The organism is Streptomyces sp. NBC_00683 (genome assembly GCF_036226745.1).
In the GTDB taxonomy this organism is placed as follows: domain Bacteria; phylum Actinomycetota; class Actinomycetes; order Streptomycetales; family Streptomycetaceae; genus Streptomyces.
In genome coordinates this window covers 1,944,682-1,964,503 of record NZ_CP109013.1, presented here as the reverse complement: position 1 = coordinate 1,964,503, position 19,822 = coordinate 1,944,682, and the positions used below count along the sequence as shown (strand labels likewise).

The 19,822-nt window shown below is 69.7% G+C and carries 17 protein-coding genes and 1 pseudogene; 10 read left to right on the top strand and 8 right to left on the bottom strand.

What is annotated here, in order from left to right; all coding sequences use genetic code 11:
- Positions 1–4: 4 nt before the first annotated feature.
- Positions 5–2,167, bottom strand: coding sequence for a glycogen debranching protein GlgX (gene glgX, locus OG257_RS08680; RefSeq protein WP_329206249.1), 2,163 nt, complete (start codon positions 2,165–2,167; stop codon positions 5–7).
- Positions 2,168–2,550: 383 nt separating this feature from the next.
- On the opposite strand from glgX, the gene OG257_RS08675 reads away from it, so the two are divergent.
- Together OG257_RS08675 and OG257_RS08670 are read left to right on the top strand one after the other, a co-directional pair.
- Positions 2,551–3,783, top strand: a complete 1,233-nt coding sequence (locus OG257_RS08675) for an SAV2148 family HEPN domain-containing protein (protein WP_329206247.1) — start codon at positions 2,551–2,553, stop codon at positions 3,781–3,783.
- Between the two features lie 77 nt (positions 3,784–3,860).
- Complete coding sequence (locus OG257_RS08670; protein WP_329206246.1) at positions 3,861–4,574, top strand: 3'-5' exonuclease; 714 nt, start codon at positions 3,861–3,863, stop codon at positions 4,572–4,574.
- 81 nt (positions 4,575–4,655) lie between these two features.
- Here the strand turns inward: OG257_RS08670 and OG257_RS08665 are convergent, their stop codons facing one another.
- The 6 genes from OG257_RS08665 to OG257_RS08640 all read right to left on the bottom strand — a co-directional run bounded on the left by OG257_RS08665 (position 4,656) and on the right by OG257_RS08640 (position 8,935).
- Positions 4,656–5,012, bottom strand: a complete 357-nt coding sequence (locus OG257_RS08665; RefSeq protein ID WP_329206244.1) for a DUF4333 domain-containing protein — start codon at positions 5,010–5,012, stop codon at positions 4,656–4,658.
- A 98-nt stretch (positions 5,013–5,110) separates the two neighbouring features.
- Positions 5,111–5,623 carry a hypothetical protein gene (locus OG257_RS08660; protein ID WP_329206242.1) on the bottom strand — a complete coding sequence of 171 codons (513 nt, stop codon included), beginning with the start codon at positions 5,621–5,623 and terminating at the stop codon, positions 5,111–5,113.
- Positions 5,624–5,683: 60 nt separating this feature from the next.
- Positions 5,684–6,181 (bottom strand): hypothetical protein, encoded by a 498-nt coding sequence (locus OG257_RS08655; protein WP_329206240.1) that lies wholly within the window; start codon positions 6,179–6,181, stop codon positions 5,684–5,686.
- 58 nt (positions 6,182–6,239) lie between these two features.
- The gene (locus OG257_RS08650) at positions 6,240–7,550 is read right to left on the bottom strand and encodes a hypothetical protein (protein WP_329206238.1); all 1,311 of its coding nucleotides are present in this window, start codon (positions 7,548–7,550) and stop codon (positions 6,240–6,242) included.
- 11 nt (positions 7,551–7,561) lie between these two features.
- Positions 7,562–7,969, bottom strand: a complete 408-nt coding sequence (locus OG257_RS08645) for a hypothetical protein (protein ID WP_329206236.1) — start codon at positions 7,967–7,969, stop codon at positions 7,562–7,564.
- 99 nt (positions 7,970–8,068) lie between these two features.
- Positions 8,069–8,935, bottom strand: a complete 867-nt coding sequence (locus tag OG257_RS08640) for an aminoglycoside phosphotransferase family protein (RefSeq protein ID WP_329206235.1) — start codon at positions 8,933–8,935, stop codon at positions 8,069–8,071.
- 125 nt (positions 8,936–9,060) lie between these two features.
- Between OG257_RS08640 and OG257_RS08635 the strand changes: the two genes are divergently transcribed.
- The 4 genes and pseudogenes from OG257_RS08635 to mgt all read left to right on the top strand — a co-directional run bounded on the left by OG257_RS08635 (position 9,061) and on the right by mgt (position 13,390).
- On the top strand, positions 9,061–9,999 hold the full coding sequence (locus tag OG257_RS08635; RefSeq protein ID WP_329206234.1) for a carbohydrate ABC transporter permease: 939 nt from the start codon (positions 9,061–9,063) through the stop codon (positions 9,997–9,999).
- Positions 9,996–10,835, top strand: coding sequence for a carbohydrate ABC transporter permease (locus OG257_RS08630; protein ID WP_329206233.1), 840 nt, complete (start codon positions 9,996–9,998; stop codon positions 10,833–10,835). The genes OG257_RS08635 and OG257_RS08630 overlap by 4 nt, the downstream gene beginning before the upstream one ends.
- The gene (locus tag OG257_RS08625; protein ID WP_329206232.1) at positions 10,835–12,136 is read left to right on the top strand and encodes an ABC transporter substrate-binding protein; all 1,302 of its coding nucleotides are present in this window, start codon (positions 10,835–10,837) and stop codon (positions 12,134–12,136) included. The genes OG257_RS08630 and OG257_RS08625 overlap by 1 nt, the downstream gene beginning before the upstream one ends.
- A gap of 17 nt (positions 12,137–12,153) precedes the next feature.
- Positions 12,154–13,390, top strand: a pseudogene (gene mgt / locus OG257_RS08620) (macrolide-inactivating glycosyltransferase).
- A gap of 75 nt (positions 13,391–13,465) precedes the next feature.
- Here the strand turns inward: mgt and OG257_RS08615 are convergent.
- Positions 13,466–15,769, bottom strand: coding sequence for an MMPL family transporter (locus OG257_RS08615; protein WP_329206230.1), 2,304 nt, complete (start codon positions 15,767–15,769; stop codon positions 13,466–13,468).
- Between the two features lie 372 nt (positions 15,770–16,141).
- On the opposite strand from OG257_RS08615, the gene OG257_RS08610 reads away from it, so the two are divergent.
- The 4 genes from OG257_RS08610 to OG257_RS08595 all read left to right on the top strand — a co-directional run bounded on the left by OG257_RS08610 (position 16,142) and on the right by OG257_RS08595 (position 19,803).
- A complete protein-coding gene (locus OG257_RS08610; RefSeq protein ID WP_329206229.1) occupies positions 16,142–17,344 on the top strand; it encodes a S8 family peptidase in 1,203 nt (400 codons plus the stop codon).
- Positions 17,345–17,423: 79 nt separating this feature from the next.
- The gene (locus OG257_RS08605; protein ID WP_329206228.1) at positions 17,424–17,972 is read left to right on the top strand and encodes a DUF1697 domain-containing protein; all 549 of its coding nucleotides are present in this window, start codon (positions 17,424–17,426) and stop codon (positions 17,970–17,972) included.
- A complete protein-coding gene (locus tag OG257_RS08600; RefSeq protein ID WP_329206226.1) occupies positions 17,965–18,348 on the top strand; it encodes a nuclear transport factor 2 family protein in 384 nt (127 codons plus the stop codon). Before OG257_RS08605 ends, OG257_RS08600 begins: the two co-directional genes overlap by 8 nt.
- Positions 18,349–18,885: 537 nt before the next feature.
- Entirely contained in the window at positions 18,886–19,803 is a 918-nt protein-coding gene (locus tag OG257_RS08595; protein WP_329206224.1) for a S1 family peptidase, read from the top strand.
- Positions 19,804–19,822: the final 19 nt, after the last annotated feature.

Genomic DNA, 19,822 nt, shown 5'->3' with positions numbered 1-19,822 from the left:
TGGCCTACGCCGGGCGCTTGAGCACCGTCAGGCTGCGCCCGATGAGCGTCACCCGGTCACCCGCCGACACCTTGGGACCCGCACCCGGAGCCACTCCGTCCGGGATGCCCGTGTCCACGACGACCTGCCACTGCCTCCCGTGGTTCATCGGAACGGCGAATTCCAGGGTGTCGGCGCCCGCGTTGAACATCAGCAGGAACGAGTCGTCGGAGATCCGCTCGCCGCGCGGCCCCGGCTCCGAGATCGCATGGCCGTTCAGGAAGACCGTCATGGCCTTGGCGTGCGCGGCCTGCCAGTCCCGCTGCGTCATCTCCTCACCCCTGGGGGTGAACCAGGCGATGTCGGACAACTCATCGTGCGTGCCCTCCACCGGGCGGCCGTGGAAGAAGCGCCTGCGCCTGAAGACCGGGTGGTCCCGGCGCAGCCAGACCATGGACCGGGTGAACTCCAGCAGACTCGTGTCCGTGCCGCCGGTGCCCGCACCGTCTGCGTCGCCGTCCTGCGCGGCCGCGGCGGCCGGATCGGGCCAGTGGACCCACGAGAGCTCGTTGTCCTGGCAGTACGCGTTGTTGTTGCCCCGCTGGGTGCGGGCGAACTCGTCGCCGTGGCTCAGCATCGGGACGCCCTGGGAGAGCATCAGCGTGGCGATGAAGTTGCGCATCTGACGGCTGCGCAGCTCCTGGACCTCCTTGTCCTCGGTCTCGCCCTCCGCACCGCAGTTCCAGGAGCGGTTGTGGCTCTCGCCGTCCCGGTTGCCCTCGCCGTTCGCGTCGTTGCGCTTGTCGTTGTACGACACCAGGTCGTTCAGCGTGAAGCCGTCGTGGCAGGTGGTGAAGTTGATGGAGGCCAGAGGACGTCTGCCGTCGTCCTGGTACAGGTCGGAGGATCCGGTGAGCCGACCCGCGAACTCGGCGAGCGTCCGGGGCTCGCCCCGCCACAGATCCCGCACCGTGTCGCGGTACTTGCCGTTCCACTCGGTCCACAGCGGCGGGAAGTTGCCCACCTGGTAGCCGCCCTCGCCCACGTCCCACGGCTCGGCGATCAGCTTCACCTGGCTGACCACCGGATCCTGCTGCACCAGGTCGAAGAACGACGACAGCCGGTCCACCTCGTGGAACTGGCGTGCCAGCGTCGCGGCGAGATCGAAGCGGAAGCCGTCCACATGCATCTCGGTCACCCAGTACCGCAGGGAGTCCATGATCAGCTGCAGTACGTGCGGCGACCGCATCAGCAGGGAGTTCCCGGTGCCCGTGGTGTCCATGTAGTACCGCTGGTCGTCGGCCAGCCGGTAGTACGAGGCGTTGTCCAGACCCCGGAACGAGAGCGTCGGCCCCAGGTGGTTGCCCTCGGCGGTGTGGTTGTAGACGACGTCGAGGATCACCTCGATGCCCGCCTGGTGGAGTGCCCGCACGGCCTGTTTGAACTCGAGCACCTGCTCGCCGCGGTCGCCCCAGGAGGCGTACGCGTTGTGCGGGGCGAAGAACCCGATGGTGTTGTAGCCCCAGTAGTTGGCGAGGCCCGCGTCGGCGAGACGGTGGTCCTGGACGAACTGGTGCACCGGCATCAGTTCGATCGCCGTGACACCCAGCTCGGTGAGGTGGGCGATGATCTCGGGGTGGGCGAGCCCGGCGTAGGTGCCGCGCAGCTCCTCGGGCAGGCCCGGGTGAAGCATCGTCAGGCCCTTCACATGGGCCTCGTAGATCACCGTGCGGTGGTAGTCCGTGCGGGGACGGCGGTCGTCGCCCCAGTCGAAGTACGGGTTCACCACCACCGAGCTCATCATGTGCGGCGCGGAGTCCAGGTCGTTGCGCGCGTCGGGCCGGCCGAAGGGGTAGCCGTACACCGCCTCGCCCCACTTGATCTGCCCGGAGATCGCACGCGCGTACGGATCGAGGAGCAGCTTCGCCGAATTGCAGCGCTGCCCGCGCTGCGGCTCGTACGGGCCGTGCACCCGGAAGCCGTACCGCTGACCCGGCATCACCCCGGGCAGGTAGGCGTGACGGACGAAGGCATCGGTCTCGCGGAGTTCCACCGCCGTTTCTGAACCGTCATCGTGCAGCAGGCACAACTCGATTCGGTCGGCGGCCTCCGAGAAGACCGCGAAGTTGGTCCCGGCGCCGTCGTACGTGGCACCGAGGGGATACGCCTGTCCCGGCCAGACCTGCATAGATAGGACTCTTCCACTTCTGATCCGGGTGCTGCGGGCTTCTTGACCCGAATACTCCCCGAAAGAAGTGCGCCTACCTAGTACGTCGACCGGTGCGGCCGGGTCCGGTCGGCTCGCGCCCCGCCGGACCGGTCAACTTCGGACACTTCGGTGTCGCCCGTACAGGGACCGCGGGTAACAGGCAGCCGCTCCCGTCCGGTATGCGGCATGCGCGGGGGTGCCTAACCCCTATGAATCGCCTCACTCCGCCCAATCCTTTCGTAAGGAACAAGCCTGCGGCGCAGGGGAGTTGAGTAAGGAGCCTGTGCATCCGGCTGCACCGGCTCCCGGTCCCGGAGTACCCTTCCTTGATCGTTGGTGGGGGAGTGGAAGGCGGTACGCGGGTGAGCTCGGGCGGGTTCGAGCTGCCCCCAGGTGACGCAGGTCACGAGGGGGAATCGACCGATGCCCCGCCGGGGGCGGTGTCCCTGGCGCAGCCCATGGAGATCGGTGCGGAACTGGACTGGGGCGCGGACGCCTGGAACGAGGTGCGCACACGGGCGCAGCGCGCCGGGCGGGCGTACATCTGGCTGAATCTGGTGGAACAGCGGCTCCGTGCCGTGGTCGCCGCCGTGATCCGGCCGATCTACGAGCCGGTGCACGGCGAGGACTGGGTGGTGGCCGCGGCGGGACCCGCCGGGCAGGAGTGGGTGCAGCGCGCCGTCGCGGTCCGCGAGGTCTCGCGCCGCAAGGGCTATCTGCTCGACCCGGCCGACGACAACGTCCTCAGCTTCCTCACGCTGCCGCAGCTGCGTGAGCTGATGGTCCAGCACTGGCCCTGCTTCGAGCCGTATTTCGACGACCGCCGCGAGGTGGAGCTCGCGCTGGACGAGCTGGAGGTGGCGCGCAACGTCGTCTCCCGCAACCGGGCGCTGAACGAGGCGGTCCTGGCCCAGGCCGAACGCGCCTCCGCCCGGCTCCTGGAGATCCTCGGCAGCGGCGCGGCGGTCCCGTCGGCCGACCGGCTGCCCGTCGACGCCGTCGAGGAGCTGGTCGGCGACCGTTACGCTGACGTCGTCTCCGTCCACCCGGACCGGGTGCGGCTCCAGCGCCAGCTGCCCGCCGAGGACCTGTTCGGCGGCTCACGACGGCTGGACGCGATCGGCATAGGGCTCAACCTGCTCGTGCAGAACTTCTCGGGGCGCAGGCTGGTCCGCCTCGCCGAGTCGGGCTGCCGGGTCCGGCTGCTGTTCATCAACCCTGCGAGCAGCGCGGTCAAGCGCAGGGAGCGGGAACTGGGCCTCAAGAAGGGCGAGCTGAGCCGCTCCGTGGAGATGAACATCCTCCATATGCGCCGGGTCCGCTCCAAGCTCCGCGATCCGGGCGCCTTCCAGATCCATGTCTTCGACGAGACGCCGCGCTTCACGGCCTACCTGGTGGACGGCGACGGGCCGGACGCCGTGGGGGTGGTCCAGCCGTATCTGCGGCGCGCACGCGGCATGGAGGCGCCCGTGCTGGTGCTGCGGGGCGGCGGGCGCGCGGTCGTCCGGGCGGGGCAGGACAGCGAGCACGGCCTCTTCGAGACGTACCGCGAGGAGTTCGAGTCGGTGTGGACGGACTCCAGGCCGGTCTCCTGACGCTCCACCCGCGTTGTCAGTGGTGCGTGCGAAGGTGGTCGTCACTTGGGGGAAAGCACCACAGAAGGAGGTACGGGATGAGCTGGATCAGCGGCCCGTTGATGTCGTTCGACCTGGAGACCACGGGGACGGATGTCGAGACCGACCGGATCGTGACGGCAGCGGTCGTCCGGCTGGAGGCGGACGGATCCGTCTCGGAGGAGCGGACCTGGCTGCTGAATCCCGGTGTGGCCATACCCGAGCAGGCATCGGCGATCCACGGCATCTCGACGGAACGTGCCCGCGAGCACGGGCTGCCGGCCGCCTCCGCGATCGAGGAGATCACCCGGGCGGTCGCCGAGGGGCTGCGCTCGGGGACGCCGCTGGTGGTGATGAACGCGCGCTACGACCTGTCCCTGCTCGACCGTGAGTGCCTGCGGTACGGGGTCGAGTCGGTCAGTGAGCGGCTGGGCGACGCACCCTCACCCGTCATCGATCCGTTGGTGATCGACAAGCACGTCGACAAGTACCGGAAGGGGAAGCGGGCTCTCCACGCGCTGTGCGCCCACTACGGGGTGTCGCTCGACGACGCGCACGACGCGAGGGCGGACGCCGTGGCCGCTGCCCGCGTGGTGCGACGCATGGGGGAGAAGCACGAACCCGTCGGAGTGATGCCGCTGGAGGACCTGCACGGCCTCCAGGTGCAGGCGGCGGCCGAGCAGTCGCTGTCCCTGCAGGCGTATCTGCGGCGCACCGCGAATCCGGCGGCCGTCGTCGAACCGGCCTGGCCGCTCATCCCCCGGATGCGATGACTTCGGCGGTCGCCGCTGTCCGGGAGAGAGCCTGTCCGCCGGTGTGGACGATCCGACGCCGTGGCCGCGGAGGGCCGGAGGTCAGTTCGTGGCCGGAGAAGCCGTGTCGTCGGCCTTGATGTCGAAGTTGATCTTCTTGCCCTCGACCGAGGTGACCTTGACCGACACACCCAGCGTGCTGCCGTCCTTCGCCGTGAGCGTGCAGCGGGTGGTGGTGCCTACCTTCCCGGCGAGGTCCTCGGGGCACGTGATGTCCGGCTTCGGCTGGCCCGTTGTACTGGCGAGCTTCTCGGCGACCGTGTCGGCCAGCTTGTCCGAGGACAGCTTCGGATCGGAGCTTCCGACGCTGACCGATCCCGAGCAGCCGACGAGCAGCACGCCGGCTGCCGCGGCGGAGAGGCTCCATGTCGCTGCTGTGGTCAGGCGGGCTATGGGCATGGGGGATTCCGTTCCGGGTGATCAAGAGAGGAAGATGCCGGAATCATACGCGGCACCGTACTGCCGGGAGGTCGCCGGAGATGCCGACGGCCGCCCGCTCAGAGCTTGCCGAAGATCACTCCGCGCCAGGTCCAGCCCGCTTCGACGGCGGTGTTCCGCAGGGGTCCGGTCAGCTGCGCGCTGTCGAAGCTGAACGTCTCCGTCGCTTCGAGGCGGCCGTTCTCCCCGCGTTGGAGAGACCACCGGCGGGAGACGGTCCTGCCCGCGCCGCGCCCGTACTCCGCCGAAGTCTGGAGCCGAGGAGGATTCCCGACGCGGGTGACCTCCCACTGCTCCTCGATGGCACGCACCTCGGGGACGTCCTCGGCCAGGCGCATCCGGATCCGGATGGCGTGCGTCAGCTGGGACCCGATGAAGAAGGTCTGCCAGGCCGGCTCGGCGATCCGCCACTCCGCCACCAGATCGGCGCCGTGCGCTGCGCCGTCGCTGATGATGTACGGGACATCGGGCCCGTTCAGACCGAGCAGGGCTGTCCGCAACTCCTCGGCCGATCGTGGCGCGACCCCGTCCTCGGGGCGCTTGGTTCCGGTCAGCATGTCGAAGAATCCCATGAGGTCAACCTATGAGGGGTCGGATTGCGGGTGCAAGGAGGGCCGTCCCGGTGGGACGTCCTAGGAAGCCGCCTCGGTGTCGGGGCGGACCGTGCGCACGAAGTCCCGGAAGTCCTCCAGGACGGCGAGGTGCTGGGACGCGGTCACCGTCAGGATCAGACGGATCACCGCCCGCTTGCTCGGGTCCGTGACGTCCAGCAGGGACAGGTAGACCTGCGACTGCACGAGGTCGCGGAGCGAGCCGCCGGCGACGGCCGAGACCGCCAGGGTCTGGGTGAGGCCAGGAGCGTCCTCGGAACCGACCTCGCGGCGTTCCACGACCGCGACCGACGCGGCGGACCGGCGCAGGTTCTCCACGGATTCGTCGGCGATCTCGGGGAGCGTCGCCTCGTCCGGGCGGAACTCGCCGTCGATCGTGATGTTCGCGGTGAATCCCTCGTCCGGATGCGGGTGCAGCGCGACGAACGCCGAGCCCGTCGCACCCACTCCGTCCGGCGGTGTGGCGCGCCAGCCGTCCGGCAGCTCGAACGCGATCGGTACGGGCAGGGTGGTGGTCATCCCGGTCTCTCCTTACGGCAACGGTGTGCTTACGGCAGCGGGTCCGCGGTTGCGAGTGTCAGAAAATGCTGCCGATTCCGTCGCCTACCCAGTTCGCCGCATCTCCCACGGTATCGACGACCTTCCCCGGGTCGACGGTGAGCTCGAAGCCCACGGCGCCACCGAGGGCGGGGGAGAGGCCCACCTTCGGGCCGAAGTGCCAGACGCCGTTGGCGTCCTTGCTGGCGTTCAGACTGGCCTCCGCGCCGGGACCGGCCCAGCCCTCGGCCGTGACACCCACGCCGATGCCCCCGACGTCCGCGCCCGCGCCCACGCTGCCCTTCGCTCCGGCAAAGGCCTCGGCGCCCACGTTCAACCCGTCCAGGCCCGCTTGCGCGTTGACACCGGCCTCGGCGCCCGCCATGGCCTCCGCCCGCCCGTACACCCCGACGGGGCCGGCGTCGGCGGTGCCGCCGGCCGAGGCCTCGCCGCCCGCGAAGGCACCGGCCTCGGCCTGGGCGCCCTCATTGGTGATGCCGGCGGCCGCCGAGGCCTTGGCGCCCGCATAGGCTTCGGCTTCTCCGGCCAGCTTGAACGGACCGTTGGTGAGCGATCCCTCGGCCTTGGCGCGGCCCAGGTCGGCGTGTGCCTCCGCCTCGGCCAGCTTGCCCTTCCCGATGTTCGGACCGCTGGCCTCCGCCCCGACCCCCGGTCCGGAGGCCTCGGATTCGCCCTCGGAGACCCATCCGTCCTCCTTGCCGGGCTTGGGGTCGGGCTTACCGGCCTTCGCCAGATCGCCCTCGGCCTGCGTGTTGAACCCGCCGATGCCGATTCCGTCGAAGGAGACATCGCTCGTCGCGCGGGACAGCGCCCGCTTCACGCTCTGGTCGGCGGCGTCGACGGCCTTGACCGCCTTGGCTATCTCGTCGGTCCAGCCCTGCGCCTTCACCCGGGCATCGGCCAGCAGCCGGCCGTGATCGGGGTCGTGGTTGAAGGCGAACCGCTCCTGCGTGGAGAGGTTGTCGTACCCGACGTAGGTCGCCTTGCCGGAGCTGTCGACCTTGTATTCCTTCTTCTCGGCGTCCTCGACCAGGTCCTTGACCGCCTTCTGCAGGCGGGTCAGCTCGGTCTGCGCGTCCGTGAGCAGGCTGGCGATCGCCAGCGCCTCCGTCTTCGCCGCCCCGAACTCGAAGGCCGTGGCCGCGGCGTTGTTCTGCTGGGCGCCGAAGGCCTGGCCCTGCCAGTTCCCGTTGGCCAGCACGCCCTGCACGTTCTTCTCGTAATTGGTCTTCAGCTCACCGAAGCGCTCGCCCATCTTCTTCCACGCCCCGGACACGTCCGCGAGGGAAGACAGGTCGGCCGTCACCACGTCCTGGTAGGTCAGCGTCATGGCGGTGCCCGTCACATCCCGTCGAAACTGCTGGGGAGCCGTATGGAGTTCGCCTGTGCGCCGGTGGCGAGGTCCTGGTTGTGCAGGATGTTCTTCGCGCCCTTCAGCCCGTTCAGTTCCTGCTGCAACCGCGCCATCAGCCGGTTCGCCTGCCCCTGCCAGGCGCCCAGTGCGTCGGAGACGCCCTGGTCCGAGGCCCAGGCGGAGAGGCTCTTCAGCCCGGTGTCCTGCTTGATGAGGGGGCTCGGGGGAGCCGCGGACGGGGCGAGGAAGGGCGTGCGCACCGTTCCACCGCCGGCTGCCATGCGGCCGGCTGCCTGGGTGTCGGGCATCAGGTGTTCTTCCATGTACGTCGACGCGCGCTTCTTGTCGCTCGCCGAGCTCGCGAGCTTCTGCTCGCCGCCTTCTCCGGTTCCCATGGGCAACCCCCGTTGCAATCGCACCTGTTCGGCCTCACGGCCAAGAGGCATGGTACGGAAGGATCACCGGGCACCGGATCGGCACCCCCCCAGGTTGTTTCAGAAGGGGTACCAACGGACCTCGGGATCGTCCTCGCGCAAAGAGGCCACCCTGCGCCGGAACTCCGCCAGCGCCTTCGGGTTGTCCGGGGCGTGCTGGGAGACCCAGGCGCAGCTGGCCGTTTCGCGGGCGCCGCGCAGGACCGCGCAGCCTTCCCAGGTGCGGACGTCCCAGCCGTAGGCCTCGGTGAAAGCGTCGTACGACGCCGCGGGCAGGCCGTACCGGTCGCGGGAGAGTGCGAGGACCACCAGGTCGTGCTCACGCAGGTCGGCGGAGAAGGTCTCCAGATCGACCAGCACCGGCCCGTCCGGGCCGACATGGACATTGCGGGGGAGCGCGTCGCCGTGGACGGGGCCCGGCGTCAGGTGCGGGGCAAGCGCGGCGGCGGCCTTCGCGAAGCCGTCGCGCCGGCCGCGCAGATAGTCGGCGTCGGCCGGATCGATCGCATCACCCGCGAGCCGCAGCCAGCGCTCGACGCCGCCGAGCAGCTCCCTCCGCGGCAGCGTGAAGCCGTCCGGGGCGGACAGGGCGTGCACCTGGGTGAGCAGGGGGGCCAGATCCTGCGGCTCGGTCGGGCGTACGGCCTCGGGGAGCCGGTGCCACAGCGTGACCGGGTGGCCCATGGCCATGCGTACGCCGGGCTCCGCGGCCCGGACGGCAGGTACCCCCGAGGCGGCGAGCCACCGGGCGACGGCCGTCTCGCGCTCGGCGCGTTCCCGTAGTTCCGGGTGCAACGTGGCATCCCGGCCGACCTTGGCCACCAGGTCGCCCACGGAGAACACCGCGTTCTCGCCCAGCGCGAGCAGCTCCGCGCCGCCGGGCAGCCCGGCGGCGGTCAGTACCTCGCGCGCACGCAATTCGTCCATGGCCCGATTTTCGCATCCGTGCAGGCCACCTTGACGAACGGACGGCCCGTCAGCACGATGACGGAGGCCGCCCGATCGGCCATACGAGTACGAAACCGATCCAATGATGTGAAGGGGTCGTATTCATGACATTGGCGACCGCAATGGCGCGGTCCGGGCGCGGAGGTCCACGGAACGGACAGGGTAAAAGGGGCAGACGGGACGGGGCTTCCTGGTTCCTGGTGCTGCCGGCGCTGATACCGATCCTGATCCTCAGTGTCGGACCCCTCCTGTACGGCATCGCGCTGGCCTTCACCGACGCCCAGTCCGGCCGCACCCGCTCCACGCAGTGGATCGGCGGGCTGAACTTCCAGGACCTGCTGCACGACACCCTCTTCTGGGACTCCTTCCGGATCGGTCTGCTGTGGGCCGTCGGCGTCACGGTCCCGCAGTTCGTCCTCGCACTCGGCCTCGCCCTGCTGCTCAGCGCGAACCTGCGGATGCGCTGGCTGGCCAGAGCGCTGGCGATCATCCCCTGGGCCATGCCCGAAGTGGTCGTGGGCATGATGTGGCGCCTCGTCTACAACCCCGACGCGGGCATCCTGAACGAGACCATCCGCGACCTCGGCCTCGGCGACGGCAGGGACTGGCTCACCGGACTCGCGACCGCCCTGCCCGCGGTGATCGTCGTGGGCATCTGGGCCGGCATGCCGCAGACCACGGTCGCGCTGCTGGCCGGACTGCAGAACACCCCGCACGAACTCCACGAGGCCGCGGCGCTCGACGGTGCGGGAGCCTGGCGCCGGTTCCGTACCGTCACCTGGCCCGCGCTCAAGCCGGTGGCGCTCGCGATCACCGCGCTCAACTTCATCTGGAACTTCAACTCCTTCGCGCTGGTCTACGTGCTGACCAGCGGAGGTCCGGGAGGGCGAACCCGGCTTCCCATGCTCTTCGCCTACGAAGAGGCGTTCCGTTACGGGCAGTTCGGCTATGCCGCGGCGATGGGCTGCGTGATGGTCGCGGTGATCTCCGTGATCCTCGCGTTCTATCTCGTCGGCCGGCTCAGGGGAGGGGACGACGCATGAGTCTGCGAACCGGCCGAGCCGCACGGGCGGGGCAGTACGCCGCGCTCCTGTGCTACCTCGTGTTCCTGGCGTTCCCGTTCCTGTGGCTGATCTCGACCGCGTTCAAGCCGGCCCGCGAGCTGGGGTCGCTGCATCCCACGTGGATCCCCGAGGCTCCGACGCTGGACAACTTCCGGCAGGCCTTCGACGAGCAGCCGCTTCTCGGGGCCGCCGCCAACTCGCTCGTCACCGCGCTCTCGGCGGCAGTCATCGCGGTGGTCATCGCCACACCCATGGCGTACGTGATGGCCCGCCACCGGGGCAGGCTCTCCACCGCAGCCACCGGTTGGGTCGTGGTCAGCCAGGCGTTCCCGTTCGTCCTGGTGATCATTCCGCTCTTCCTCGTGCTCAAGAACCTGCATCTGATCAACTCGCTGTGGGGGCTGGTCATGGTCTACGTGGTGTGGTCGCTGCCCTTCGCGCTGTGGATGCTGGCCGGCTACGTGCGGGCCGTGCCGCCCGAACTGGAGGAGGCCGCCGCCGTCGACGGGGCGGGCAAGGTGCGGACACTCGTCTCGGTCACCGCCCCGCTGCTGGCACCCGGGATCGTCGCCACCGCACTCTTCGCGTTCATCACCGCATGGAACGAGTTCTTCTTCGCCCTCGTCCTGCTCAAGACACCGGAGAAGCAGACCTTGCCGGTCGTACTCACCCACTTCCTCGGCGCGGAGGGCGCGGCCGACCTCGGGCCGCTCGCCGCCGCCGCGTTCCTCGCCACCCTCCCCTCCCTCGTCCTCTTCGCGGTCATCCAGAAGCGGATCACGGGCGGACTGACGGCCGGGGCGGTGAAGAACTGATGCGCGCGCTCACCGTGACGAGGGCGGCCGCCGCCGTGGCCACCGCGCTGGTCCTCCTGCTCAGCGGCTGTTCGGACGACGGCGGTCGCAGGGACGCCGAGGGCACGATCCGGCTGAGCTTCCAGTCGCTCGCCTGGCAGAAGGAGTCCGTCGACGCCAACAAACAACTGGTCAAGGAGTGGAACGCGACCCACCCCGGCATCCAGGTGGACTACGTCCAGGGGAGCTGGGACAACGTCCACGACCAGCTGCTCACCTCCTTCGAGGGCGGGGAGGCGCCCGACATCATCCACGACGCCTCCGACGACCTCGCGGACTTCGCGTACGGCGGCTACCTCGCCGATCTGCGTACCCTCCTGCCGGAGCGGCTGGCCGCGGACATCCCGCGGCAGTCCTGGCGGACCACCACCTTCGGCGACGGTGTCTACGGGGTGCCGTTCCTCCAGGAACCCCGGGTCCTGATCGCCAACACCGAGATCCTCGAGTCGTCGGGTGTACGGATCCCGACCCCCGAGAAGCCGTGGAGCTGGCCGGAGTTCCGGCAGATCACCGCGAAGCTGACGCAGAAGGGGCGGTACGGAGTCGCCTGGCCGCTCAAGGAGCCGGTCTCCGTCACCCTCAACCTCGGCCTCTCCGCCGGGGGGCAGCTCTTCCACCACGGGGCGGACGGCAAGGTGGCCATCCGCTTCGAGGACGGCGACCACGTCATGCCCGGCACGGTCCAGGCCCAGGTCAACACCGACCGCAGCGCCGCCCGCACCGCGCTCGGCATGAGCGGCTCGGACACCCTCCCCGGCTTCTTCGGCGGCAAGTACGCCATGGTGCCGCTCGGGTTCTCCTACCGTCAGCAGGTCGTCGAGCAGGCCCCGGAGGGCTTCGAGTGGACGGTCCTGCCCGCCCCGGCCGGCAGCGACGGGCTCGCCCAGGGTGTGAGCCCGCAGACGCTTTCGGTGGCGGAGGACAGCGCCCACAAGAAGGAAGCCGTGCAGTTCATCGACTTCCTGCTGCGCCCGCAGAACATGGTGCGCCTCGCCCGGGGCGACTGGATGCTGCCGACCGGTACGAAGGCCCTGGCCGACCCCGCGCTGCACACCGCCGAGAACGGCTGGGCAACCGGTACGGCACTGGCCCGCGCGCTGCGCCCCGCCCCCGCGCAGTCGGTGCGCGGCTACCCCGAATGGAAGGACAAGGTCGCCACACCGGCGCTCCAGGAGTACTACAGCGGGGCGATCGACACCGAGGAGCTGAAGAAACGCCTGGTCGAGGACGGGAATCGGGTGCTGGCCCGGTACCAGCGCTGATCCGGCCCCCGAATAGACTGGACGAGACGTATCGTCTCGCTTACGCTGGCGGACATGACATCGACCCCGCGCGCCCATATCGCCATGTTCTCCATCGCCGCCCACGGGCACGTGAACCCGAGCCTGGAAGTGATCCGGGAGCTCGTCGCCCGTGGGTACCGCGTCAGCTACGCCATCCCGGCCTCCTTCGCGGACAAGGTCGCCGCCACCGGAGCCGAACCGGTCATCTACACCTCCGTGCTGCCCACCGAGGAGAACCCGGAGGACTGGGGCACGGAACTCATCGACAACATCGAGCCGTTCCTGGAAGACGCCGTGCAGGCTCTCCCCCGGCTCGCCGAGGCCTTCGCCGGTGACGAACCGGACCTGGTCCTGCACGACATCACGTCCTACCCGGCGCGGGTCCTCGCCCACCGCTGGGGCGTCCCCGCCGTCTCCCTCTGGCCCAACCTGGTTCCGTGGGAGGGGTACGAGAAGGAGGTCGGCGAGCCGATGACCGCCGGGCTCAAGGAGACCGAGCGGGGCCGGGCCTACTACGCGCGCTTCGAGCGCTGGCTCGCGGAGAACGGCCTGGGGGACGTCTCCTCGGACGACTTCGTGGCCCGGCCGCGCCGTGCCGTCGTCCTGATCCCCGAGGCGCTCCAGCCCAACGCCGACCGGGTCGACCACGGCGTGTACACCTTCGTCGGCGCCTGCCAGGGCGAGCGTGCCGACCAGGGCGAGTGGAAGCGCCCCGCCGACGCCGGGAAGGTGCTGCTGGTGTCGCTCGGGTCGTCGTTCACCAACGAGCCGGATTTCTACCGCGAGTGCGTCAAGGCCTTCGGTGACCTGCCGGGCTGGCACGTCGTGCTCCAGATCGGCACGCATGTCCCCCCGTCCGCACTCGGGGACGTACCGGCGAACATCGAAGTGCACTCCTGGGTGCCGCAGTTGTCCGTACTCAAGCAGGCGGACGCCTTCATCACCCATGCGGGAGCCGGCGGCAGCCAGGAGGGGCTCGCCACTGGCACCCCGCTGGTCGCCGTCCCGCAGGCCGTCGACCAGTACGGCAACGCGGACATGCTCCAGGCGCTCGGTGTGGCCAGGCACCTTCCCAAGGAGGATGCCGACGCCGCGTCCCTGCGCGCCGCCGTGCTCGCCCTGGTGGACGACCCCGAGGTGGCCGAGAAGCTCGCCCGGGTACAGGAGCGGATGGCGGGGGAGGGCGGCACGAAGCGGGCAGCCGACCTCATCGAGGCCGAACTGCCCGCCTGATTCCGGACGCGTCCGGATCGTGCCGCGCCCGGGTCCGGCGTGGCCGGACCGTGCCGCAGTTGCTCCCGGAGCCGGTCAGACCGTGACGCGCTCCGGCTCGTCGTCCCCGCGCACCGAGGGCGCGGCGGGCGGAGCGGCATCGGCCGGGGCCGACTCGTCGTGGGTCAGGTCCGGCAGCCAGCGCAGCCACTTGGGCATGTACCAGTTGCGCTCGTCGAGCAGCGCCATGACCGCCGGGAGCAGCACCCCGCGGATGATCGTGGCATCGATCAGGACGGCGGCGGCGAGGCCGACGCCCATCTGCTTCATGGACTGCATGGACAGCGTGCCGAAGATGGCGAAGACCGCGACCATGATGACCGCCGCACTCGTCACGACGCCCGCTGTCGACACCACTCCGTGGGCGATGGCGTCCCGGGTCGTGCGGCCCTGCATCCGGGCCTCACGGATCCGCGACACCACGAACACGTGGTAGTCCATCGAGAGTCCGAAGAGGATCACGAAGAGGAACAGCGGCAGCCAGGAGATGATCGCGCCGACCCCCTCGGCGCCGACGAGCGAGGCGCCCCAGCCGTGCTGGAAGACCGCGGTGAGGATGCCGTAGGCCGCGCCCACCGAGAGCAGGTTGAGCAGGATCGATGTCACCGCGATCGTCAGCGAACGGAAGCAGAGCAGCATCAGGACGAAGGCGAAGATGATCACGAAGGCGAAGACCGGGACGACCGAGCCGACGATCTGGTCGTTGAAGTCCTTCGAGCCGGCGACCTGGCCGGTGATCGGTGCCTCGACCCCTTCGGCCTTGAGCAGTGTGTCCGGCCGTACGTGGTCGCGCAGCAGGTCCAGGCTCTTCTCCGCCTTCTCCTGGTCGGAACCCCCGACCAGCGGTACGGAGATGATCGCGATGTTCTCCGCGTCGTGCGTCACCATGTCGACGGGGCCCTTGGAGGCTCCGGAAGCGACGGCCTGGCGGCGGAATTCGGCCAGTGCCTCACGCACCGGGGCCGCGCTGATGTCCTCGGCCTTCACCACGACCCGCGCCGGGTCGGCGCCGCCGGGGAACGCCTCGTTGAGGCGGTCGTACGTCTGCACGATCGGCAGGGAGTCGCCGAACTCCTGGTCCAGGGTGAGGTTCTGGGTGTTCATGCCCAGGGCGGGCAGGGCGATGGCGGCCAGTGCGCCGGCCGCGAGGACCAGCGAGGTCCACGGCCTGCGGAGCACGGAGCCGAGCACGGCACGCCACACGCGGCTCTCGCCCCGGCCGTTTCCGGTGTCCCTGCCGCGGGAGCGCTTGATCCGGTCGATGAACGGCAGCCGGCCCTTGTCGACACGCTCACCCAGCAGGGAGAGCAGCGCGGGCAGCACCGTCACCGAGCCGACCATCGCCACCGCGACGACCATCAGCGAGGCCAGGCCCATCGCCTCGAACTCGGCGATCCCGGTGAACAGCATGCCCGCCATCGCGACGCACACCGTCACTCCGGAGACGATCACGGCACGACCGCTGGTCGCCGCGGCGATCATCAGGGCCGTTCGGGCGTCGCGTCCCGCTGCCCGCTCCTCCCGTTCCCGGCGCAGGTAGAACAGGCAGTAGTCGACGCCGACCGCGAGGCCGACCAGGAGCATCACCGAGTCGGCGGTATCGCTCATCGGCTGGACATGGCTGACCAGGGCCATCAGTCCCATGGTCGCGACGATCGCCGTCATGGCCAGGGCCACCGGCAGCAGCGCGGCGACCAGCGCCCCGAAGGCGATCAGGAGGATCCCCAGGGCGACCGGCACGGCGGAGAGTTCGGCCCGCTTGAAGTCCTCGCCGAACGCGTCGTCGAAGGTCTTGTTCATGCTGGCGTCGCCGATCTCCTCGATCACCAGCCCGTCGTGCTCCCCCTGGACCCTCTCGACGGCGGAGAGGACGGGCTCGATGCGCTCCGTCGCCGTCTCCCGGTCTCCGCTGATCTCGAACTGGACGAGCGCGGTGCGTCCGTCGTCGGAGATGGATTTCGAGTCGTAGGGCGAGGTCACCCCGGTGACCTCGCCGGTGGCCTCGACCGCCTCGATCACCGAGTCGACCGCGGCGCGGACCTCCGGTGCCGTGGCCTTGACCGAGGCGTCCTCCGCCTGGATCAGCACCGTCTCGTCGACCGAGTTCTTGAGCCCCGCGCTCTCGGTGATCTGGACCGCCCGGCTCACCTCGCCGGACATCGCCTCACTGTCCTTGACGTCGACCCGGCCGGCAGCCGTGCCGAGTCCCATCGCCAGAACGACGAAGAGCACCCAGATGCCCACGGCCGCCCACCGGTGCCGCGCACTCCAGCCACCCGCTCGGGCGGCGATGCCGTGTACCCGCGGCGTTCCCGTGCGCGCCGAATCCGTTTTTCCCATGACCGGGACAGCCCCTTCGTGAGCGACGCCGGCGGGGTGCCACCGTCTCCACTTCGAAGCTATGGGCGGAATAAAGGCCGCTCCTCCTGCTCCCTGGTGAGCCTTTGCGAGGCATTTCTCCTCCTTGCGGGGTGGGTGGATCCCCGAGGAGGAGGATGCAAGCCCCTTACACGTAAAGGCGGTTGGGTCCCGGTTGCCTGACCCGGCCGGGAGGTGCTGTGTGTTTTATGTCGAAAGTCTGGTGACTGCGTGACGGCTGCATGAAGGTCTTGATCTGGGCGCGTCAATCGAGCAGGGTTTCGAAGCAGCCCCCGGAGATCTTCCGGCCGAGGGCCAATCCCCCCACAAAGAATGACGAGGAGAGCCCTCTTCATGGCAATTCACAAGCGCGCACGCCGGATCAAGCTGACCGCCGCGATAACCGCCGTGGCGGCCGCAGCCGGTGTCACCCTGATGAACACCTCGTTCGCCGGAGCCGCTCCGGCTCCCGCCCTGGGCACCGTCTACGGCGCCGACGCGGCCACCGCCGTCTCCGGCAGCTACATCGTGATGCTCGACCAGAAGGCCGACAAGGCGGAGCTCGCCAAGGAGTACGGCGGCAAGCTGAAGCGGAACTACACCTCGGCCATCAACGGCTTCTCCGCCAGCGGTCTTTCGGAGACCGAGGCCAAGCGGCTCGCGGCCGACCCGGCCGTCTCCAAGGTCGTCCAGAACAAGAAGTTCAGCATCAACGCCACGCAGGAGAACCCGCCGTCCTGGGGTCTGGACCGGATCGACCAGACCGAGACCGCGGGTGACGGCGCGTACACCTACCCGGACGCCGCGGGTGAGGGCGTCACGGCATATGTCATCGACACCGGTGTCCGTGTCACGCACACGGACTTCGAGGGCCGTGCCACCTCGGGCTTCGACGCGGTGGACAACGACGACGACGCGAACGACGGCAACGGACACGGAACCCACGTGGCCGGCACGATCGCGGGAGCGGCCCACGGTGTCGCCAAGAAGGCGAAGATCGTGGCCGTGCGCGTCCTGGACGACGCCGGCTCCGGCACCACCGAGCAGGTCGTCGCGGGCATCGACTGGGTCACCGAGAACCACCAGGGCCCGTCCGTCGCCAACATGAGCCTCGGCGGCGGAGCGGACCCCGCCCTCGACGCCGCGGTCCAGAAGGCGATCGCCTCCGGTGTCACCTTCGCGGTGGCGGCCGGCAACGAGTCGAGCGACGCGGGCGAGGGCTCCCCGTCCCGCGTCCCCGAGGCCATCACGGTCGCCTCGTCCACCGAGGCCGACGAGCAGTCGTCGTTCTCCAACTATGGTTCTGTCGTGGACATCTACGCTCCCGGCTCGGACATCACGTCGGCCTGGAACGACAGCGACGACGGCACCAACACCATCTCCGGCACGTCCATGGCGACCCCGCACGTCGTCGGGGCCGCCGCCGTCTACCTCGGCGGGCACCCGGACGCCACCCCGGAGGCGGTCGCCACGGCGCTCACCGACGGGGCCACCCCGGACGCGATCTCCAATGCGACCGAGGGAACGGCGAACAAGCTCCTGAAGATCGTCGAGTAACAGGTACGCAGGCCGCCGCGCCCTCCCCCACGGGGCGCGGCGGCCGTCACCGGCAGGATGACCGAATTAAGGTGGGGGCATGAGCACGATGTACGCGGCGCTGCTGCGCGGGATCAACGTCGGCGGGCACCGGAAGGTTCCGATGGCGGAACTCCGCACGCTGCTCACGGAACTGGGGCACGGCGACGTCGCCACCTACCTGCAGAGCGGGAACGCCGTCTTCAGCAGCGCGTCGGGTGACGAGACGACCCTGGCCGCCGAGCTGGAGAAGGCCATCGAGTCACAGTTCGGATTCGCGGTGTCCTGCCTGGTGCGCCCCGGTCCCTATCTGGCCGCCGTGGCCGACGCCTGCCCGTTCCCGGCCGCGGAGCTCGAGGGCAAGCAGCTGCACGTCACCTATTTCGACGGGCCCGTCGACCCCGCCCGCTTCGCCGGGCTCGACGCGGCCGCGTTCCGCCCCGAGGAGTTCCGGCTCGGCGAGCGTGAGCTCTATCTGTACGCCCCCGAGGGACTCGGCCGCTCCAAGCTGGCCGAAGCCCTCGCGCGGCCCGCCCTCAACAAGGGCCTCATCGGCACCACTCGTAACTGGAACACAGTGGTCAAACTCGTGGAGATGACGCGTGACTGAGCCTTCGCCCGCCGTGGCCGCTGCCATCGAGGGCGAGCTCCGCCTCCTCGATCCGACGGTACGGGCCTCCGCGGATCTGATGGCGACCCTGCTGCACCCCGGATTCCGGGAGATCGGCACCAGCGGCCGGCTGTGGGACCGTGACACGATCATCGCGGCACTGACCGCCGACGACGCGCCCACGCCCAGCCCCCTGACCGCTTCACGGATGCAGGGGGAGCAGCTCGCCGCGGATCTGGTGCAGCTCACCTTCGACACGGAGTCCAAGGGGTTGCGCTCCCACCGCAGTTCGCTGTGGAGGCTGACCGGAAACGGCTGGCAGCTCTACTTCCACCAGGCCACCCCGTTCATCGACGACCCCTTCGCCGAGGTCTGAACCCACCGAGCTGCCGCACAGCACAGGCCGGGCGGGCCCGCAAGAGTGCCGCCCCGGTCTGATGTCTGCGCCAGAACCGGCCGATTTTCGCCGGAGGGGAAGATTCCGGCCACCTGGATCGCCTGGGCAATTCGGCGGTAAGCCGTCCGAACGGGCGAGGCCTGTCCGGGGTCCGGTCCGGGTCCCGGAGCCGTGCGTCCACCGGCTCCGCGGACCTTGGCGGTGTGTGTGATCGTGACGCCCGCCACTGTGAGCAGGGTGCGGCCCATGGTTCACGGTTTGCTGCAATTCGCTGCGGGCGTCCGTTCGGTGAGCGGACGCGGGCGTTCGGAGGTCTCCTGGTCGCGTACCGGGGTTCACTGCCCGTTCTCCGGTGCCGAGTCCGGAAGGCGACCTTGCCACCGGGCCAAGTGGAGTCAAGGATTCAGGGCGTGCGGTTGGCAGGTCCACGACCAGAACCCACTGGTCCAGGACAGTCGCACGCTGTCGGTCCGCCCACCCAGCGGGCCGTGGATCCCCCCATCAATGGAGGATGTTGTGACCTTCAAGCGCTTCGCCCCCCTCGGCACCATCTCCAGACACGCCCGGCTCATCGCCGTGACCTCCGGTCTGGTCACCGCCGTCGCGCTTGCCGCACCGACCGCGGTCGCCCAGGCGACGCCGGACACCACCGTGACGAAGGCCGAGCTCGCCGACGCCAGTTCCGCCGTACGCGGCGCCGACGTCGCCGGTACGGCCTGGTACACCGACGCGAGCACCGGCAAGGTCGTCGTGACCGTCGACAGCACGGTGAGCGCCGCCGAGATCGCCACGCTCAAGGAGACGGTCACCGACTCCGGCGCCCGGATCTCGGTGAAGCACACCGAAGGAACCTTCAACAAGCTCATCGCGGGCGGTCAGGCCATCTACACCGGCGGCGGCCGCTGCTCCCTCGGCTTCAACGTCCGCAGCGGCAGCACGTACTACGCGCTGACCGCCGGTCACTGCACCAACATAGGCAGCACCTGGTACACCAACTCCGGGCAGACCACCGTCCTCGGTTCCACCGCGGGCTCCAGCTTCCCCGGCAATGACTACGGGATCATCCGGCACTCCAACTCCGCCAACGCCGACGGCCGGGTCTACCTCTACAACGGCAGCTACCAGGACATCACCTCCGCCGGCACCCCCACGGTCGGCCAGGCGGTGAAGCGCAGCGGCTCCACCACCGGTGTGCACAGCGGCACGGTCACGGGCCTCAACGCGACCGTGAACTACGGCGGCGGCGACGTCGTCTCCGGCCTGATCCAGACCAACGTCTGCGCCGAGCCCGGCGACAGCGGCGGCTCCCTCTTCGCGGGCACCAAGGCGCTGGGCCTCACCTCGGGCGGCAGTGGCAACTGCTCCTCGGGCGGCACCACGTTCTTCCAGCCCGTCACCGAGGCGCTGAGCGCCTACGGCGTCAGCGTCTTCTAGGACCGTCACAGGCGTCCGG

Coding starts and splice junctions, on each gene's coding strand:
- OG257_RS08650 (WP_329206238.1), bottom strand. CDS start 7,550: ATGACGCTGACCTACCAGGACGTGGTGACGGCCGACCTGTCTTCCCTC.
- OG257_RS08660 (WP_329206242.1), bottom strand. CDS start 5,623: ATGGGATTCTTCGACATGCTGACCGGAACCAAGCGCCCCGAGGACGGG.
- OG257_RS08635 (WP_329206234.1), top strand. CDS start 9,061: ATGACATTGGCGACCGCAATGGCGCGGTCCGGGCGCGGAGGTCCACGG.
- OG257_RS08665 (WP_329206244.1), bottom strand. CDS start 5,012: ATGCCCATAGCCCGCCTGACCACAGCAGCGACATGGAGCCTCTCCGCC.
- OG257_RS08655 (WP_329206240.1), bottom strand. CDS start 6,181: ATGACCACCACCCTGCCCGTACCGATCGCGTTCGAGCTGCCGGACGGC.
- OG257_RS08625 (WP_329206232.1), top strand. CDS start 10,835: ATGCGCGCGCTCACCGTGACGAGGGCGGCCGCCGCCGTGGCCACCGCG.
- OG257_RS08610 (WP_329206229.1), top strand. CDS start 16,142: ATGGCAATTCACAAGCGCGCACGCCGGATCAAGCTGACCGCCGCGATA.
- OG257_RS08640 (WP_329206235.1), bottom strand. CDS start 8,935: ATGGACGAATTGCGTGCGCGCGAGGTACTGACCGCCGCCGGGCTGCCC.
- glgX (WP_329206249.1), bottom strand. CDS start 2,167: ATGCAGGTCTGGCCGGGACAGGCGTATCCCCTCGGTGCCACGTACGAC.
- OG257_RS08615 (WP_329206230.1), bottom strand. CDS start 15,769: ATGGGAAAAACGGATTCGGCGCGCACGGGAACGCCGCGGGTACACGGC.
- OG257_RS08670 (WP_329206246.1), top strand. CDS start 3,861: ATGAGCTGGATCAGCGGCCCGTTGATGTCGTTCGACCTGGAGACCACG.
- OG257_RS08630 (WP_329206233.1), top strand. CDS start 9,996: ATGAGTCTGCGAACCGGCCGAGCCGCACGGGCGGGGCAGTACGCCGCG.
- OG257_RS08645 (WP_329206236.1), bottom strand. CDS start 7,969: ATGGGAACCGGAGAAGGCGGCGAGCAGAAGCTCGCGAGCTCGGCGAGC.
- OG257_RS08605 (WP_329206228.1), top strand. CDS start 17,424: ATGAGCACGATGTACGCGGCGCTGCTGCGCGGGATCAACGTCGGCGGG.